The sequence below is a fragment of the Rothia halotolerans genome (assembly GCF_004136635.1).
GTDB classification, from domain to species: domain Bacteria; phylum Actinomycetota; class Actinomycetes; order Actinomycetales; family Micrococcaceae; genus Rothia; species Rothia halotolerans.
Map to the genome: position 1 here is coordinate 337,141 of NZ_NOIU01000002.1, position 15,374 is coordinate 352,514.

Annotated in this window: 12 protein-coding genes; 8 read left to right on the plus strand and 4 right to left on the minus strand. The window is 73.7% G+C overall.

Going from position 1 to position 15,374, the window contains the following annotated elements; genetic code table 11:
• Positions 1-9: 9 nt before the first annotated feature.
• Entirely contained in the window at positions 10-2,397 is a 2,388-nt protein-coding gene (locus EWV39_RS06485) for a primosomal protein N' family DNA-binding protein (RefSeq protein WP_129657934.1), read from the plus strand.
• Positions 2,398-2,440: 43 nt separating this feature from the next.
• Here EWV39_RS06485 and EWV39_RS06490 read toward each other — a convergent pair whose 3' ends face one another.
• Complete coding sequence (locus EWV39_RS06490; RefSeq protein WP_129657936.1) at positions 2,441-3,538, minus strand: glycosyltransferase family 4 protein; 1,098 nt, start codon at positions 3,536-3,538, stop codon at positions 2,441-2,443.
• On the minus strand, positions 3,535-4,476 hold the full coding sequence (locus EWV39_RS06495) for an alpha/beta fold hydrolase (RefSeq protein WP_165313184.1): 942 nt from the start codon (positions 4,474-4,476) through the stop codon (positions 3,535-3,537). The genes EWV39_RS06490 and EWV39_RS06495 overlap by 4 nt, the downstream gene beginning before the upstream one ends.
• A gap of 112 nt (positions 4,477-4,588) precedes the next feature.
• On the opposite strand from EWV39_RS06495, the gene leuS reads away from it, so the two are divergent.
• From leuS to EWV39_RS06515, 4 genes are all read left to right on the plus strand, one after another.
• A complete protein-coding gene (gene leuS / locus EWV39_RS06500; RefSeq protein ID WP_129657940.1) occupies positions 4,589-7,147 on the plus strand; it encodes a leucine--tRNA ligase in 2,559 nt (852 codons plus the stop codon).
• Positions 7,148-7,157: 10 nt separating this feature from the next.
• Positions 7,158-8,117 (plus strand): DegV family protein, encoded by a 960-nt coding sequence (locus EWV39_RS06505; protein WP_129657942.1) that lies wholly within the window; start codon positions 7,158-7,160, stop codon positions 8,115-8,117.
• Positions 8,118-8,720: 603 nt separating this feature from the next.
• On the plus strand, positions 8,721-9,434 hold the full coding sequence (locus EWV39_RS13800; RefSeq protein ID WP_165313186.1) for a ComEA family DNA-binding protein: 714 nt from the start codon (positions 8,721-8,723) through the stop codon (positions 9,432-9,434).
• 49 nt (positions 9,435-9,483) lie between these two features.
• Entirely contained in the window at positions 9,484-11,289 is a 1,806-nt protein-coding gene (locus EWV39_RS06515; RefSeq protein ID WP_129657946.1) for a ComEC/Rec2 family competence protein, read from the plus strand.
• 94 nt (positions 11,290-11,383) lie between these two features.
• On the opposite strand, the gene EWV39_RS14100 is transcribed toward EWV39_RS06515, so the two are convergent.
• Positions 11,384-11,770, minus strand: a complete 387-nt coding sequence (locus tag EWV39_RS14100; protein WP_238148130.1) for a GIY-YIG nuclease family protein — start codon at positions 11,768-11,770, stop codon at positions 11,384-11,386.
• 67 nt (positions 11,771-11,837) lie between these two features.
• Entirely contained in the window at positions 11,838-11,987 is a 150-nt protein-coding gene (locus EWV39_RS14105; protein ID WP_238148132.1) for a hypothetical protein, read from the minus strand.
• Between the two features lie 127 nt (positions 11,988-12,114).
• On the opposite strand from EWV39_RS14105, the gene EWV39_RS06525 reads away from it, so the two are divergent.
• The 3 genes from EWV39_RS06525 to EWV39_RS06535 are packed head-to-tail and all read left to right on the plus strand — an operon-like array spanning position 12,115 to position 15,309.
• Positions 12,115-12,324: a heavy-metal-associated domain-containing protein gene (locus tag EWV39_RS06525; protein WP_129657948.1), complete on the plus strand. Its 210-nt coding sequence runs from the start codon at positions 12,115-12,117 to the stop codon at positions 12,322-12,324.
• Positions 12,324-12,971 (plus strand): YdhK family protein, encoded by a 648-nt coding sequence (locus tag EWV39_RS06530; RefSeq protein WP_129657951.1) that lies wholly within the window; start codon positions 12,324-12,326, stop codon positions 12,969-12,971. Before EWV39_RS06525 ends, EWV39_RS06530 begins: the two co-directional genes overlap by 1 nt.
• A gap of 43 nt (positions 12,972-13,014) precedes the next feature.
• On the plus strand, positions 13,015-15,309 hold the full coding sequence (locus EWV39_RS06535; RefSeq protein WP_129657953.1) for a heavy metal translocating P-type ATPase: 2,295 nt from the start codon (positions 13,015-13,017) through the stop codon (positions 15,307-15,309).
• The last annotated feature ends 65 nt before the right edge of the window (positions 15,310-15,374 follow it).

Genomic DNA, 15,374 nt, shown 5'->3' on the forward strand with positions numbered 1-15,374 from the left:
GAACACGACGTGGGGGAGGCGGAGGCGCCGGGCCCGGCCGGTCTGTTCCCCATCGAGGAGGCGGCTCCCGGCGGCCGGACCTCCGGCGGCGTCGTGCTCGCCGAGCGGGACCCGGTGGCCCGCGTCGCCATCGACACCCGGGTGCCGCATCTGGACCGGCTGTTCGACTACCACGTCCCCGCCGAGCTCGACGAGGAGGCCCAGCCGGGCACCCGCGTGCGGATCGCCTTCCACCACCGGGAGACGGTCGCCTGGCTGGTGGAGCGCGTCCCGAGCAGCGACTCCTCGGTGCCGCTGCAGCCGTTGCGCGGGGTCCTCTCCCCGGTGCGGGCGCTGACGCCCGAGACGTGGGCGCTGGTCCGCGCGGTCGCGGCCCGCAGCGCCGGGCTGGACTCCGACGTGCTCCGGCTGGCGGTGCCCCCGCGCGCCGCCGGCGCGGAGAAGCGCCACCTCGCCCGGGCCGCCGACGCCGAGGAGCAGCCCCGGCCCGCCTGGACCGCGGCGGAGGGCGAGGGCGGGGAAGACGCCGTCCTCCCCGCGGAGGCCGATCCGGCATCCGGGGCGGGGGCCGGTGAATCCGCCGCTGCCGAGGGCCATCGCCCAGCCGACGCCTCGGAGGAGAACGAGGGCGCCGCCGCGGTGGAGGGAGCCGAGGCAGACGAGGGTTCCCCCGCCGGCGGAGCCTCGGGCGGAACCGAAGACTCCGTGTCGGCTGGCACCTCTGACAGCGTCGGGAGCCCCGCTGCGGACGAAGGCGCTTCCGCCGTCGAGCACGCCTCCGTCCCCGACCACGCCCCCGCCGAGGAGGCGTCCGGCTCCGGCTGGGAGCCGTACCTCGGCGGCCCCGAGTTCCTCGCCGCGCTCTCCGACGCCGAGCACCCCGCCGTCAGGAGGGTCGCCGCCTTCGCCCCGTCCGGTGGCCGGGACTGGGCGGAGCTGACGGCCCGGGCGTGCGCCGCGACGCTCACCTCGGGGCGCCGCGCGCTCGTCGTCGTCGCGGACAACGGGCGGCTGGACCGCCTCGAGGCCGCCCTCGGCCGGCTGGTCGACGCCGAGCGGATCGCCCGGCTGAGCAACGACGCCGGGCTCAGCACCCGCTACGCCCAGTTCCTGCGCGCCCTGAGCGGCGAGGCCTGGGTGGTCATCGGCACCCGGTCCGCGGCCTTCGCGCCGGTGCCGGACCTCGGCCTGGTGGCCTGCTTCGACGACGGCGACTCGAACCTGATCGAGCGGCAGGCCCCCTACTCGCACGCGCGCGACGTGCTCCTGCTCCGCGCCCAGCAGCAGGGCTGCTCGGCGCTGTTCGGCGGCTACGCCGTCTCCCCCGAGGCGCAGCGCCTCGTGCAGACCGGCTGGGCCCTGCCGCTGGCCCTGCCGCGCCCCGAGCTGCGCCTCGCCTCGCCGCACATCGTGGCGACCTCGGACTCCTTCGAGCGCACCCGGGACCCGCTGGCCGCGCTGGCCAGGATCCCGCAGACCGCCCACCGCGTCGCCCGGGAGGCGCTGGCCAGCGGACCCGTCCTGGTGCAGGTGGCCCGCACCGGCTACGCGCCGAGCCTCGCCTGCCAGCGCTGCCGTGCCTCGGCGCGCTGCCCGCACTGCCACGGCCCGCTGCGCCTGGAGAAGGACTCCCGCGCCCAGGCGACCTGCCGCTGGTGCCACCGCGGGGTCGCCGAGTGGCGCTGTCCCGAGTGCGGCTCGGACCGGTGGCGGCTGACCACGGTCGGCGCGCTGCGCACGGCCGAGGAGCTCGGCCGCGCCTTCCCGCAGGTGCCGGTGGTCAACTCGAGCGCCGAGAGCGTCCGGAGCGAGGTCGGCTCCGCGCCGAGCCTCGTGGTCGCCACCCCCGGTGCCGAGCCCCGGGCCGCCGGCGGCTACCAGGCTGCCCTCCTGCTGGACGGCGACCGCATGCTGGCGCGCGACTCCCTCCGGGCGGGGGAGGACGTGCTGCGGCGCTGGATGAACGCGTGCGCCCTGGTCAAGCCGCGGGAGGAGGGCGGCCGGGTGGTGTGCACGGCCGAGGAGTCGGGGCCGCTGGCAGCGCTGGTCCGCTGGGACCCCGCCGGCTTCTCCGCGCGGGAGCTGGCCGAGCGGCACGAGCTGGGGCTGCCGCCCGCGGTCCGCATCGCCGCGATCACCGGCCCGCGGGCTGCCGTCGAGGCCTTCCTCGTCGCCCTGGACGCCCCCGCCGTCGCGCCCCCGCCCGCCCTGCGGGTGCTGGACGCCGTCCCGCTGAGCGACGACGACGCCGAGGACGAGTACCGGGCCCTGCTCTTCATGTCCTACGCCGCGGCGCCGGCCGTCACCCGCGCCCTGCGGGGGATCCGGGCGGGGTTCTCCGCCCATCGCCGCTACGGCCCGGTGCAGATCCGCTGCGACGGGATCGACCTGCTCTGAGCGCCGGAGCCGCGGACGCCGGCCGACAGCGCGGGACCCGCCGCTAGCCGACGACGTCGCGGGCCAGCCGCGCCAGCCGCCCGGCGGAGCGATCCCAGCTGTAGCGGCCGGCGTCGCGCACCGCCGCGAGGGCTTGCCGGCGGTAGACCTCCGGCTCGGCCAGGGAGCGGATCCGCTCGACGAGCTCGCCCTCGGCCTCCGGGTCTGCCCGCAGCGCGCCGGGGGCGATCTCGCGGAAGATCTCGATGTCGCTGGTGACCACCGGCGTGCCGGCGGCCATCGCCTCGACCACCGGCAGCCCGTACCCCTCGGAGGCGCTGGCCGTGACCAGCGCCGCGCACTCCCGCAGCAGGCGCCGGTACTCGGCGTCGGTGACGCCGCCGTGGAAGGTCACTCGCGCGCCCGGCGGGACGAGGGCGCGCAGCTGTTCGGTCCGCCGCTCGGGGAAGCGGGAGAGGATCCGCAGCTCGTGCTCGGGCAGCCGCCCCATGGCCTCGATGAGCCGCTCGACCCGCTTGTAGGGCATGGCCGAGCCCATGTAGAGCAGGGAGTCCCCGCGGCCGGGGATGCGTTCGAGTGCCTCCTGCTCCTCGCAGACGGCGTCGGCCGGCGGCGCGTTGGAGACCACGTGGACGGGGCGACGGGTCAGGCGGTGCTCGGCCATGAGCCGCCGGGTGGTCTCGCTGACGGTCACGACGGCGTCGGCCCGGTTCAGCAGCATCCGCTGCGGCGCGTAGGAGGTGTGGAAGAGACGCCAGCCGAGGCGGACCGGGGCCGGCAGGAAGCCCGGCGGCTCGGGGTGCTCGTAGTAGATGAGGTCGTGCAAGGTCAGGACGAGCGGGAACCTGCGGCCCAGCCCGCCCACGGTCTGCATGGGGGAGAACAGCAGGTCCGGGCGGTAGCGGTTGAGGAGCCAGCCGGTGAGCGGCTCGAGCGGCCCGGTGGGGGAGGGACCCATGATCCAGGGCAGGCCGGGCAGCTGGGCCAGCTGCGCCTCGTCGCTGATGAGCATGGCCACGCGCAGGCCGGGCTCCTCGCCCGCCTCGATGCGGCGCCTCAGGGCATGGAGCAGCTCGGCGGTGTAGCGGCTGATGCCGTCGTGGACCGGGCGGACGTAGCGGGCGTCGAAGACCATCCTCATGCCGGCTGCGCCTCCTTCCGCAGGAAACCCTCGACGAGACCGGCGGCGCGGCGGGGGGCCTCGTAGTGGACCAGGTGCCCGACGGCGGGGATGACCTCGAGCCGGGCGTCCGGGAAGAGGCCGGCGAGCGTCCGCTGGCCGGCGACGGAGCCCAGGTCGTCCTGCTCCGCGGCGATCAGCAGCACGGGGCAGGCGACCGAGGGGGCGACGTCGCGCACGGTGTCCCGGATCGAGGAGCCGTAGGCCTCGAGCACGGTCCGGCGGCTGCTGAAGGCCCCGAAGTACGCGGCGTGCTGGCCGTTGATGAAGCTCCTCAGACCCGGGAGGCGGTTCTTCATCATGACCTCGGAGGAGATCCGGGTGATGAGGCGGGAGCGGACCAGGGCGTCCCCGGCCCGGCCGGGCAGCGCCGCGCAGACCCGGTAGAAGAGGGAAGCCGCGCCGGCCGCGGCGCGGGCCCCCGTCTCCAGGGCGGGCTCGCAGATGGGGTTGACCAGGGCGAGGGCTGAGACCGCGCCGGGATGCCGGGCGGCCAGGCGCGCGGCGACCACCGAGCCGAAGGAGTGCCCGACGACGGCGAGCGGCTCGCTTCCCAGCTCTGCGGCCAGCGCCCGGAGGACCTCGGCGTACTCGTCCGCGGTGTGCGGCAGGCTCGTCAGCGGCTCGGAGGCGCCGAAGCCGGGCAGGTCCGGGACCACGACCTCCCATTCGCGCCGCAGCGGCTCCGCGAGCAGGGCCATGCCGTGGTGGTCCCCGCGGAAGCCGTGGACCATCAGCAGCCGCGGGGCGCCGGCGCGCAGGGAGGGGTAGGTCCAGTAGCGGATCCTGGCGGCGTCGTGGACGAAGCCGCTCTCGCGGGGGAAGTAGGCGGGGCGCGGCTGCGCCTCGAAGACGCCGTCCGTCTCGCCGGCGCTCGGCCGCGGGGACTCGTGGGGCACGGGCTGGCACTCCTTCTGCTGGGGTTGGGGCCAGCTTACAAGCCGTGGCCGGCGTTGCTTGCCCGAGACGCTAGACTGTGGATGATCCCTAGCGAACGGCCCTGCCCTCGGCATGCCCCCGGCAGTGCGGCCCTTCGGAACACCTCAGCGCAAAGGAAACACTGTGCCTCACACGGATGGAGAGAACTCCGCACGGGACGCCCACGAGGAGAAGGTCTACGACTTCTCCTCGATGGAAGCCGTCTGGGCGGACTACTGGGAGCGCGAGCGGGTCTTCGCCCCCAGCGACGACGGCTCGAAGGAGCGCCGCTACGTCCTGGACATGTTCCCCTATCCCTCCGGCGACCTCCACATGGGCCACGCCGAGGCCTTCGCGATGGGCGACGTCGTGGCCCGGTACTGGATGCAGCGCGGCTACGACGTCCTGCACCCCATCGGCTGGGACTCCTTCGGCCTGCCGGCCGAGAACGCCGCCATCAAGAACGACGTGCACCCGTCCGAGTGGACGTACCGGAACATCGAGACGCAGGCGGCCTCCTTCAAGCGCTACGGCATCGCGGTGGACTGGTCGCGCCGGCTGCACACCTCCGACCCGGAGTACTACCGCTGGACCCAGTGGCTGTTCCAGCAGTTCTACGCGCGCGGCCTCGCCTACCGCAAGGACTCCCCGGTCAACTGGTGCCCCAAAGACCAGACGGTGCTGGCCAACGAGCAGGTCGTCAACGGCGAGTGCGAGCGCTGCCACACCAAGGTGACCAAGAAGTCGCTGAACCAGTGGTACTTCAAGATCACCGACTACGCCCAGCAGCTGCTGGACGACATGGACCAGCTGGAGGGCCACTGGCCCGATCGCGTGCTGGCCATGCAGCGCAACTGGATCGGCCGCTCCGAGGGCGCCCACGTGACCTTCCAGATCGAGGGGGACGGCTCCAAGCCGGCCACCGAGCTGGACGTGTTCACGACCCGCCCGGACACCCTCTACGGCTCGACCTTCTTCGTCGTCGCCGCCGACGCCGACCTGGCCCACGAGCTGGTGACGCCCGAGCAGTCGGCCGCCCTGGAGGCCTACCGCGAGGAGGTCAAGGCCTTCTCCGACATCGAGCGGCAGTCCAGCGACCGGCCGAAGACCGGCGTGTTCACCGGCCGCTACGCGATCAACCCCCTGACCGGCGAGAAGCTGCCGATCTGGGCCGCCGACTACGTGCTGGCCGACTACGGCACCGGCGCCATCATGGCCGTGCCCGCGCACGACCAGCGCGACCTCGACTTCGCCCGCGCCTTCGACCTGCCGGTGCGCGTGGTCGTGGAGACCGGCGAGGAGGACCCGGCCGAGACCGGCGTCGCCACCGCCGGCGAGGGCACGCTGGTCAACTCCGGCCCGCTGGACGGGCTGGGGAAGGCCGAGGCGATCGCGCGCGCCATCGAGCTGCTCGAGGAGCGCCGGACGGGCGAGGGGCAGACCATCTTCCGCCTGCGCGACTGGCTGCTCTCCCGCCAGCGCTTCTGGGGCGCGCCGATCCCCATCGTCCACTGCGGCTCCTGCGGCGAGGTGCCGGTGCCCGAGGACCAGCTGCCGGTGCGCCTGCCCGAGGACCTCAGGGGCGAGGAGCTCGCCCCGAAGGGTCGCTCGCCGCTGGCGTCGGTGAGCGAGTGGGTCGACGTCGAGTGCCCCTCCTGCGGCGGCCCCGCCCAGCGGGACACCGACACGATGGATACCTTCGTCGACTCCTCCTGGTACTACCTGCGCTACGCCAACCCGCACCTGGACACCGCTGCGTTCGACGCCGAGGCCCTGCGGAACTGGGCGCCGGTGGACCAGTACGTGGGCGGCGTCGAGCACGCGATCCTGCACCTGCTGTACTCGCGGTTCTTCGTCAAGGTCATCCGGGACATGGGCTACATCGACTTCGACGAGCCCTTCCGCGCCCTGCTGAACCAGGGCCAGGTGCTCAACCAGGGCAAGGCCATGTCCAAGTCCCTGGGCAACGGCGTGGACCTGGGCGAGCAGCTGAACACCTACGGGGTCGACGCCGTGCGCACCACCATGGTCTTCGCCTCCCCGCCGGAGGACGACATCGACTGGGCCGACGTCTCGCCCGGCGGCGCCGCGAAGTTCCTGGCGCGCGCCTGGCGCCTGGGCCAGGACGCGGAGAGTGCCCCGGGGGCCCCGGCGGAGGAGGGCGACGTTGCCCTGCGCCGGGTAACCCACCGGACGATGCACGAGTCCGCGCAGGCGCTGGACGCGCACAAGTTCAACGTCGTCGTGGCCAAGACCATGGAGCTGGTCAACGCGACCCGCAAGGCCATCGACTCCGGCTGCGGGCCGGCCGACGCCGCGGTCCGCGAGGCCGCTGAGGCCGTCGCCGTGCTGCTGTCCCTCTACGCGCCCTACACGGCCGAGGACCTGTGGCACGAGCTGGGGCACCAGACGCCGGTGCTGCGGGCCGGCTGGCCCGCGGTGGACGAGGCGCTGCTGGTGGACGAGACCGTCACCGCGGTGGTCCAGGTCAAGGGCAAGGTCCGGGACCGCCTGGAGGTCGCGAAGGACATCACCGCCTCGGAGCTCGAGCGCCTCGCGCTGGACTCGGAGCCGGTGCGGCGCTTCCTGGGGGACGCGCCGATCCGCAAGGTCATCGTGCGCGAGCCCAAGCTCGTGAACATCGTGGCCTAGGGGGGCAGAGATGTCCGCGGGCAGCGCTGGGGCCGGCCAGGTCGCCGTCGTCACCGACTCGGCGGCCGGGCTCGACCCGGGCGTGTCCGCGGCCTGGGAGGCAGCCGGGGACTTCGCGTGCGTGTCCATGCCCCTCATGGTCGAGGACCAGATCTATCCCGGCGGCGATGATCCCCGCCTTGAGCAGCAGCTGGTCATTGCGGCGGCCGAGGGGCGGCGGATGAGCACCTCCAAGCCCTCGCCCGGGGCCTTCGACGCCGTCTACCGGCGGCTCGCCGAGCGCGGCTTCGAGGCGGTCGTCTCGATCCACCTCTCCGAGGAGCTCTCGGGCACGGTCTCCACGGCCCGGGCCTGCTCGGGCGAGGCCCCGGTGCCGGTGACGGTGCTCGACACCCGCTCCGTGGCCATGGCGCAGGGCTTCGCGGTCGCCTCCGCGCTGGGCAGGGCCCGGGCGGGCGGCTCGGTGGAGGAGGTCCTCGCGGCGGCCCGGGCCTCCCTGGAGGGGACCCGGCTGCTTTTCTACGTTCCGACCCTCGAGGCCCTGGCCCGCAGCGGCCGCATCCCCAAGGGGCTCGCCGTGGTCGGCCAGATGTTCCAGATCAAGCCGATCGCCACCGTCGCGGCGGGGCGGCTGAAGTACCTGGAGCGGCCGCGCCAGGAGGCGGCGGCCCGCAGGAGGTTGGTCGAGCTGGCGGTGGAGGACGTGCGGCACGCCCTGAGGCGGCAGAGTGCGCTGGCCGCGGCTTCGGAGCCCGGGGAGCCGGAGGCCGCGCTCGCGGTCCACGACTTCTACGGCCGGCACGTGGCGGACCTCATCGAGGACGGCGTCGCCGCGGCCTTCGGGGATCGGGTGAGGATCCTCAGGTACCCGCTGCCGCCCGTGCTGGCGGTCCACGCCGGGCTCGGGCCGGTGGCCGTCGTGGCCGCGCCCCGGGCCCTCGCCGGCGAGCTGGCGTCCCCAACCGGCTGAAAGACCAGCGGCGGCGTCCGGCCGTCCACCGATCCGGCTGATGAGCCCCGTTCCCGCCGACGTCGTGCCCTCATCGTCCCTAGTCTCGGCACCATGGTGAAGGGAACCGAGGGGCAGGGAATCGCCGGGACGAGCGCCGGGGCGGGCAGGATCAGCACTGGCGCGGGCAGGACGGATGCCGGTGCGGGTGGGTCGCGCTCGGGGCAGATCGGGATGGCGCAGGGCGGGGTGCCACAGGACGGGGTGGTGCGCCGCGTAGTCGCGACGACCGGCCGCGCCGGGCCGCCGGCCTCGCGGGAGCGCCTGACGGCTATGATCGAGCGCCTCTCCGAGCGGGAGGGCGCCATGGGCTCGTCGGAGATCCGGGGGCGGGCCGCCGAAGCCCCCCGGGCGCGGCCTCGGGACACCGAACCGCCCGGGGAAGAGGCGCAAGTCGACTCTGTTGAGCCGGAGGAGGGGGCCCCTGCCGGGGCCCGGCAGGGCTGGGGCCGAGACGAGGACGCAGTGGAGGCCGAAGGGGCGCCACGCCATGCCGCAGCCCTGCCGGCCTCGGCCTCCTCCGTCGCGGCGCGCTGGCTGCCTTCCCGGCGTGCGGCGTGGGCGATGTTGGTGCTCGTCGCCCTGGCGGTGGCGCTGGTGCTGCTGTTCCCGCCCAGCTGCGGGGCCCGCCCGGAAGTCAGCGTGCTGGTCTCCGGTTCCCCGAGTCCCTTGCCCGACGGTCTCCCCTCCGCGCCCGCCGCCGCTTCCTCCGCTGCGGCGGGGGAGGGCGACGACGTAGTGGCGCACGTGACCGGGGCGGTGCGCCGGCCGGGTCTGGTCCGGCTGCCCGGCGGAGCCCTGGTGGACGACGCCGTGCGCGAGGCCGGCGGCCTGAGCGAGGACGCCGCGGCCGAGGGCGTCAACCTCGCCGCCGAGGTCGAGCGCGGCCAGCAGGTCCGGATCCCCACGCGCGAGGAGGCGGCGGCCGCCCCGGCCGCTGTGGGGCCCGCCACCGGGTCATCCGGCGGCCCCGCGTCCGGAGGCTCCAGCGCGGCCGGGACCGGCGGGGCAGCTGGGTCGGGCGGGACAGGGAAGCCCCCGGCCGCCTCCGGAGCAGCCGGAGGGACCTCTGCCGGAGGCGCCGAGGGGCGGATCAACCTCAACACGGCCACGGCGGCGGAGCTCCAGACGCTGCCTCGCGTGGGCCCGGTCCTCTCCGAGCGCATCGTGGACTGGCGGGAGCAGAATGGTCCCTTCGCCTCAGTCCAGGAGCTCGACGCGGTCCCGGGCATCGGGGACGCCATGATGGCCTCCCTCGAGCCGCTGGTGACGGTCTGAGGTGCGGGACGTCGACGATCTCCGCCTCCCGCCGGGACGGGCCGCGGATATGCGGCTTCTGCCCGCGGCGGGGGTCGTGTGGGGCGCCGCGGCCGCGGTCGCCGCGGGACAGCCAGCACCGCCGAGGATCTGGGCGCTCGCCGTGCTCGCCCTCGCGGTGCTGACCCAGATCGGCGCGACGCTGTGGGGACGCCTGGGCCTCCGCCCGTCGGGCCGGCGCGTGCTCCAGGGGGCGACGGCGTCGTGCGTCCTCGCGCTGGTCGCGCTCGCGGCCTTCATCGCCTGGGCCGGCGACGCCGGAGGCGGGGCGGCCGCTCGGTTGGCCGGTGCCGCCGGCTCCGAGCGGATGTTCCGGGCCGTCGTCGAGCCGGAGGGCGAGCCCCGGTTGGTCGAGGGCAGGTACGGCACTTCCCAGGTGATCGACGGCAGGGTGCTCGAGGCCGACGGCGCAGCACACGGCGAGGGACAGCCCGAGCGGATCACCCTGTGGCGGCAGGTCCCCTCGGAGGACGACGCCGAGCCAGCCTGCCCGCCGTCCCGTCCCGGCGAGACCGAGGCCCCGGACCGGACAGCATCTCCCCATAAGGCCGAGGACGACGCCGGAGCCGGCCGGGAGCGCCCGCGACCCGGTTCCTGCATGCTCTCGGTCATCGGGCAGGTGGAGCGGGACGGGGGCGGCTACACCATGCGCGTCGGGGCGCTCACGCCGGTCGCTGCGCCGTTGAAGGGCTCCGGTGGGGAGCAAGGCCTTCTCCCGGATCCGCTGCTCCGCGGCATCGACCGCCTCCGGGAGGGGTTCCGGCAGCGCGTCGAGGCCCAGCTACCGCAGGACCCCGCCGCGCTGGTCCTCGGCATGACCTACGGCGACGACTCGGGGCTGCGCCCGGAGACCCAGGACGCGCTCAAGACCTCGGGACTGACGCATCTGACGGCTGTCAGCGGCGCTAACGTGGCGCTGGTGTTCCTGCTCGGGGTCCACTCGATCCGCTGGACCCGCTGCCCACGGCCGATGACGCTCGTCGTAGGGCTGGTCGCCGTCGGCGCGTACGTGGTGCTGGTGGGCCCCGAACCCTCCGTCCTGCGCGCGGCGGTGATGGGTGTGCTGGGCGGGGTGACGCTGGCGCTCGGCCGGGGAGGAGCGGCCACCTCGGCGCTATGGGTGTCGGTGATCGTCCTGTTGTGCGCCGACCGCCATCTGGTGGACGAGCCGGGCTTCATCCTCTCGGTCCTGGCGACGGCGGGCATCGTCCTGCAGGGCGCCGTCATGAGCCGGGCCCTGGTACGGTTCATGCCGCGCATGGTCGCGGATCCGCTGGCGGTCACCGCGGTCGCGAGTCTCTGGTGCGGCCCGTATCTGGTCTGGATGACCGGCTACTGGGCGCCGTTCACCCTGCTCGCGAACCTTCTGGTGGCACCGGTGGTGCCGGGCGTGACCCTCTGCGGGCTGATGGCGCTGTGCCTCCAGGGGATCGCTCCCTGGTCCAGTGTGCTGACGACGACGGCGGGCGTGGGGGTCCGATGGGTCGAAGCCGTCGGCGTCGGTGCGGCGTCGTTGCCCGGCTCCCGGGTGGAGGCGGGTGAGGGACCGCTCCCCGTCCTGCTCGCGGTCGTCCTCGCTGTGGCCGTCGCGCTGCTCGTCTTCCGCGCGGACCCGCTGCGCGATGCCGGGAGGAAGGCGATGCCGGAGAACCTCGGACTGAGTCTGAGCCTGAGGCGCGACGCTGGGGAGGCCTTGTCAAAGGGGAGAGGCGGGGCCCTGGGCTGTGACGATGCCGCGGGCGTGTTCCTCTCCGGTGAGGCGAGCGGGCAGAGGCGGGATCATCCTTCTCGGGCAGGGCCCGGCCGGAGACGATAAACGTGGGAGGCCAGGCGATGATCACGTGATTTGTCGTCTGCATCGCTCTTTCGCGGACCTATTCGAGGCCCTCCGGGGCGAACAGGCACATGGATCAGTTGCGGTTCATGCCGTGCCTGCGCGTGTCGAGGGCGAACTTGAAGTGGCTCTCGGCCACGTCGATCTGGCTCCTCGGCGTGGAGGGGTCGAAGACCCGGAGCAGCGAGAAGCGGAACGTGCCCGGATCGGCGGTGCGCAGCTCGACGTTGCCGCCGTGGCCGTTGGCGGCGTAGGCCTCCCACCGCTGGCGGATGCTCTCCGCGCCGTCGGCCTTGCCGACGTACTGACGACCGTCCCGGGTGTCGGTGATCCGGTAGATCCCCGCCACCGAGGCCAGCGCCGTGCGCCACGAGGCGTAGGCGGGCTCGCGCATCACGGCCTGGAGGCGCGGGTAGTCCAGGACGAGCCGGTCGTAACCGGGGGAACGGCACCGGCTCCGCATCGGCGATCTCCAGCACGGGGTACCCGGCGGCGGTGTCCGCGTTGATGCGCCAGGTGCGCGGGGATCTTCATCCGATCACCAGCCTGTTCCTGAGATCGGCCAGCTGCTCGGACTCGACGAGGTCGAAGGTGCGCAGCACCCCGTCCTCGGAGATCTCACCGCGGTTCTCCAGCACCGACCAGAGCCGGGCCCGCTGACCGCCCTCCCAGTTTCCCACCCTGGATGACGCGCCATCGCGATCCGGGCGACGCACGACTCGCGAGCGTTGCACGAGTACCCCGCCAGCGTATAGCCTTCAGAGTGTCAGATACCCCTCCGGGGTATACCTAGAGGAAGGAAGCACCATGACGCAGAACCAGTACCAGGTGTCCGGCATGACCTGCGGGCACTGCGAGATGTCGGTCCGCGAAGAGGTCGGCGAGCTCCCCGGCGTCACGGGCATCGAGGTCAGCGCCCAGACCGGCACGCTCGTGGTGACCGGCGAGGGGGAGATCGACGACGCGAAGGTCCTGGCCGCGGTCGAGGAGGCCGGGTACACGGCCGAGCGGGTCTGATGAGGGCCGGGACCAGGCTCTCGCTCTACGGGGTCGGGCTGGTGGCGGCGTTCGGGGCTGCATTCGGCCTCGGCGGCGTCGCCGTCCCGGACAGCGTCGTGGAGTCGTGGACCCAGCAGAGCGGAGCGGACGAGCACGGTGAGCACGGCGAAGGAGCGGAGCAGATGAGCACGCACGACGAAGACCAGCACGAGGCCGGCGGCATGGCCGGCCACGAGCACGCAGCGGACGGCGGCGCACCGCCGGAGGGCATCGTGGCCGCCGCGGACCCCGCCTACCCGCTGGGTGAGACGGTGCGCCTGAGCGCCGACCACATGCCGGGCATGGACGGTGCGGAGGCCACGGTCTCCGGGGCGTTCGCCACGACGGCGTACTCGGTCAGCTATACGCCGACCACCGGAGGGGACCCCGTGCGCGACCACAAGTGGGTCGTCCACGAAGAGCTGCGGGATCCCGGCGAGGCACCCCTGCCCGACGGGGCCGAGGCGGTGCTCGAGGCCGATCACATGGACGGCATGGAGGGAGCCGAGGCGACGATCGACAGCTCCACCCAGGAGACCGTCTACATGGTCGACGTCGAGACGGACGACATGACGATGACCAACCACAAGTGGGTCGTCGAGAGCGAGATCCACCCCGCCGGCTGACCCGGCCGGAACGGACCGGCGGCCGCATCGGCGGCCGCCGCAGATGAGCAGGAACAGGAAGGGGCGCGCAGTGAGCACCCAAGCACCGCCGGTCGCCGAGGCCGGCATCGAGCTCGAGATCGGCGGGATGACCTGCGCCTCGTGCGCCAACCGGATCGAGAAGAAGCTGAACAAGCTCGACGGCGTGCAGGCGACGGTCAACTACGCCACCGAGAAGGCCAAGGTCACCGCCCCCGAGGCGTACGACCCGCAGCTGCTGATCGCCGAGGTCGAGAAGGCCGGCTACGCCGCCGCCCTGCCCCAGCCCCGGCGCACCGAGGCCGAGGAGACGAGCGCGGGCGGGCCCGAGGACGCCGATCCGGAGCTGACCTCGCTGCGGCAGCGGCTGATCGGCTCGATCGTGCTCACGGTTCCCGTGATCGCGATGGCGATGATCCCGGCCCTGCAATTCACCTACTGGCAGTGGCTCTCGCTGACCCTGGCCGCGCCGGTGATCGTGTGGGCGGCGTGGCCCTTCCACAAGGCGGCGTGGACCAACCTCAGGCACGGCACCGCGACCATGGACACGCTCATCTCCATGGGCACCACCGCGGCGTTCCTGTGGTCGCTCTACGCCCTGTTCTTCGGCACCGCCGGGACGCCGGGGATGGTCCACCCCTTCGAGTTCACCCTGGCACCGTCGGACGGGGCCGCGAACATCTACCTCGAGGCCGCGGCCGGGGTCACGATGTTCATCCTCGCCGGCCGCTACTTCGAGAAGCGCTCCAAGCGCCAGGCCGGAGCCGCGCTGCGCGCCCTGCTGGAACTCGGCGCGAAGGAGGTCTCGGTGCTGCGCGACGGCGTCGAGGTGAAGATCCCGACCGCGGACCTGCAGGTCGACGACGAGTTCGTCGTCCGCCCGGGGGAGAAGATCGCCACCGACGGCGTCGTCGTCTCCGGCACCTCCGCCGTGGACGCCTCGATGCTCACCGGCGAGTCCGTGCCGGTGGAGATCTCCGAGGGCGACGCCGTGACCGGCGCGACCGTCAACGCCGGCGGCCGCCTCCTCGTGCGGGCCACCCGGGTCGGGTCGGACACGCAGCTGGCGCAGATGGCCCAGCTGGTCGAGGACGCCCAGACCGGCAAGGCCGAGGTCCAGCGCCTGGCCGACAGGATCTCCGGGGTCTTCGTCCCGATCGTGATCGTCATCGCCGTCGCCACCCTCGGCGCGTGGCTCGGCGCGGGCTTCCCGACCGTCGCCGCCTTCACCGCCGCCGTCGCGGTGCTGGTCATCGCATGCCCCTGCGCCCTCGGCCTCGCCACCCCGACCGCGCTGCTGGTGGGCACCGGGCGCGGCGCGCAGATGGGCGTGCTCATCAAGGGCCCCGAGGTCCTGGAGTCCACCCGCAAGGTCGACACAGTGGTGCTGGACAAGACCGGCACCGTCACCAGCGGGAAGATGACGCTCACCGACGTGATCGCCGAGCCGGGCGTGGATCGGGCGGAGCTGCTGCGCTTCGCCGGCGCGCTCGAGAACGCCTCCGAGCACCCGATCGCGCAGGCCATCGCGGCGGGCGCGGTCGAGGAGGGCGGCGCGCTGCCGACTCCCGAGGACTTCGCCAACGTCGAGGGCAAGGGCGTGCAGGGCGTCGTCGAGGGCACCTCCGTGGTGGTGGGCCGCGAGACGCTGCTGGCCGACTGGTCGCAGAGGCTCTCCCCGGAGGTCGCCGAGGCGAAGGGCGCGGCAGAGCGCGAGGGCAAGACCGTCGTCGCCGTCGGCTGGGACGGGCGGGCGCGCGGCGTCCTCGTGGTCGCCGACGCCATCAAGCCCACCAGCGCCCGGGCCATCGCCGAGCTCAAGCAGCTCGGCCTGACCCCGGTGCTGCTGACCGGCGACAACGAGGCCGTGGCCCGCGAGATCGCCGGCGAGGTCGGCATCGAGCAGGTGATCGCCGAGGTCCTGCCGAAGGACAAGGTTGACGTCGTCTCCGGCCTCCAGGCGGAGGGGAAGGTCGTGGCGATGGTCGGCGACGGCGTCAACGACGCCCCGGCCCTGGCCCAGGCCGACCTGGGCCTAGCGATGGGCACCGGCACCGACGTCGCGATCGAGGCCGCCGACATCACGCTGGTGCGTGGTGACCTGCGCGCCGCGGTCGCCGCGATCCGGCTCTCCCGCAGGACGCTGCGGACGATCAAGACCAACCTGTTCTGGGCCTTCGCCTACAACGTCGCGGCCATCCCGGTCGCAGCACTGGGCATGCTCAACCCGATGCTCGCCGGCGCGGCGATGGCGTTCTCCAGCGTCTTCGTCGTCGGTAACAGTCTCCGTCTGCGCGGCTTCACCAGCGTCACGAAGTAGCCCGCGAGGAAAGGATCCGTCCGCCGAGGCCGGCCGAGCCGAGCCGCGTCGAAGGTCGGGACATG

What these genes read in the sequence shown, in the direction of transcription:
- EWV39_RS06490 (WP_129657936.1), bottom strand. Translation starts at nt 3,538, where the DNA reads ATGAGGATGGTCTTCGACGCCCGCTACGTCCGCCCGGTCCACGACGGC.
- leuS (WP_129657940.1), top strand. Translation starts at nt 4,589, where the DNA reads ATGCCCCCGGCAGTGCGGCCCTTCGGAACACCTCAGCGCAAAGGAAAC.
- EWV39_RS06505 (WP_129657942.1), top strand. Translation starts at nt 7,158, where the DNA reads ATGTCCGCGGGCAGCGCTGGGGCCGGCCAGGTCGCCGTCGTCACCGAC.
- EWV39_RS13800 (WP_165313186.1), top strand. Translation starts at nt 8,721, where the DNA reads ATGTTGGTGCTCGTCGCCCTGGCGGTGGCGCTGGTGCTGCTGTTCCCG.
- EWV39_RS06515 (WP_129657946.1), top strand. Translation starts at nt 9,484, where the DNA reads ATGCGGCTTCTGCCCGCGGCGGGGGTCGTGTGGGGCGCCGCGGCCGCG.
- EWV39_RS14100 (WP_238148130.1), bottom strand. Translation starts at nt 11,770, where the DNA reads ATGCGGAGCCGGTGCCGTTCCCCCGGTTACGACCGGCTCGTCCTGGAC.
- EWV39_RS06525 (WP_129657948.1), top strand. Translation starts at nt 12,115, where the DNA reads ATGACGCAGAACCAGTACCAGGTGTCCGGCATGACCTGCGGGCACTGC.
- EWV39_RS06530 (WP_129657951.1), top strand. Translation starts at nt 12,324, where the DNA reads ATGAGGGCCGGGACCAGGCTCTCGCTCTACGGGGTCGGGCTGGTGGCG.
- EWV39_RS06535 (WP_129657953.1), top strand. Translation starts at nt 13,015, where the DNA reads ATGAGCAGGAACAGGAAGGGGCGCGCAGTGAGCACCCAAGCACCGCCG.